We start from the raw sequence: 1708 nt of genomic DNA on the forward strand, positions 1-1708 counted from the left end.
GCCGTCGCCGACATTCCCGATGGCGCCTCGCTCGCCGTCGGTGGATTCGGCCTGGTCGGCGTGCCGATCGTGCTCATTCGTGCGCTGCTCGCACTCGGCAGCACCAACCTGCAGGTCGCCTCGAACAACTGCGGCGTCGACGGCTGGGGGCTTGGTGAGCTACTGCGCGAAGGCCGCATAGCGCGGGTGATCGCCTCGTACATCGGCGAGAACAAAGACTTTGCCCGCCGTTACCTCGGCGGCGAACTCGAGGTCGAGCTCACCCCGCAGGGCACCCTCGCGGAGCGGCTGCGGGCCGGCGGCACCGGAATTCCGGCGTTCTTCACCGCGAGCGGGGTGGGCACCATGGTCGCCGACGGCGGTCTGCCCTGGCGCTACGGCCAAGGCGGAGAGGTGACCGTGTCGTCTCCACCGAAGGAGACCCGCCGTTTCTCCTCGCTCGGCGGCGAGAAGGAATACGTGCTCGAAGAGGCTATCGTCACCGATTACGCCCTCGTGCGCGCCGCCAAGGGCGATCGGCACGGCAACCTCGTGTTTGAAAAATCCGCCCGCAACTTCAATCCGGTGGCCGGCATGGCCGGCCGCATCACCATCGCCGAGGTGGACGAAATGGTCGAACCCGGCGAGATCGACCCCGACCAGGTGCACCTCGCCGGCATCTACGTGAACCGCGTCGTACAGCTCGGCGCCGTGGACGCCGCCGAGCTGCCGATCGAGAAAACGACGACGCGGCGACGGCCGATGGCATCCGCTCGTGCCCGCACTGAAGGAAACGGAGCGAACTGATGGCCCTCACGCGCGATGAAATGGCGGCGCGCGCCGCGCAGGAACTCGCCCCCGATTCCTACGTCAATTTGGGAATCGGTCTGCCGACGCTCATTCCGAATTTTCTCCCCGACGGCGTGCACGTCGTGCTGCACTCCGAGAACGGCGTGCTCGGCGTCGGACCGTACCCCTGGGAGGGTGAGGCCGACCCCAAGCTCATCAACGCCGGCAAAGAAACCGTCACCGTCAACCCGGGCGCCGCATACTTCGATTCGGCGCAGAGCTTCGGCATGATCCGTGGCGGCCTGATCGACGTCGCCGTACTCGGCGCCATGCAGGTCAGTATCGTCGGCGATATCGCCAACTGGGCCGTGCCCGGCAAGATGATCAAGGGCATGGGCGGGGCGATGGACCTCGTGCACGGCGCCGACACCGTCATCGTCGTGATGGAACACGTCACCAGGAACGGCGAATTCAAGATCAAGACGGTCTGCGACCTGCCGCTCACCGGGAAGGCCGTCGTCACCCGCATCATCACGGACCTCGCCGTGATCGACGTCACTCCCGAGGGGCTCGTGCTGCGCGAGGTCGCGCCGGGCGTCACCGTCGACGCGGTGCAGGCCGCCACCGAGGCGACATTGCTCGTTCCTTCGCCGCCGACCACCATCACGACGCTGATCGGGGCAAGCGAATGACCGCGCTGCGGCAGGTCGTCATTTGCGAACCGCTCCGCACCCCGATCGGCCGGTTCGGCGGCGCGTTCAAAACCGTCGCGCCGGCCGACCTCGCCTCGGCGGTCATCGCTGCCCTGATCGAACGCACCGGACTCGATGGCGCCCTCGTCGACGACGTCATTTTCGGTCAGGCGTACCCCTCAGCCGAGGCCGCGCCGGTAGCCCGCGTCGCTGCGTTGAATGCTGGCCTGCCCGTCACGGTCGGCGGT

The 1708-nt window shown here is 67.4% G+C and carries 2 protein-coding genes and 1 pseudogene; all 3 read left to right on the forward strand.

Features of this window, described 5'->3' with window-relative positions:
* The coding region (locus tag E3N85_RS08840) for a CoA transferase subunit A (RefSeq protein WP_134462306.1) at window positions 1-786 on the forward strand (786 nt) is incomplete at its 5' end.
* Window positions 786-1460 (forward strand): 3-oxoacid CoA-transferase subunit B, encoded by a 675-nt coding sequence (locus tag E3N85_RS08845; protein ID WP_134462309.1) that lies wholly within the window; start codon window positions 786-788, stop codon window positions 1458-1460. The genes E3N85_RS08840 and E3N85_RS08845, both read left to right, overlap by 1 nt.
* Window positions 1457-1708, forward strand: a pseudogene (locus E3N85_RS08850) (acetyl-CoA C-acyltransferase); the annotation flags it as partial. The gene E3N85_RS08845 and the pseudogene E3N85_RS08850, both read left to right, overlap by 4 nt.

The organism is Cryobacterium sp. Hz9 (assembly GCF_004402825.1).
Classification (GTDB): domain Bacteria; phylum Actinomycetota; class Actinomycetes; order Actinomycetales; family Microbacteriaceae; genus Cryobacterium; species Cryobacterium gelidum.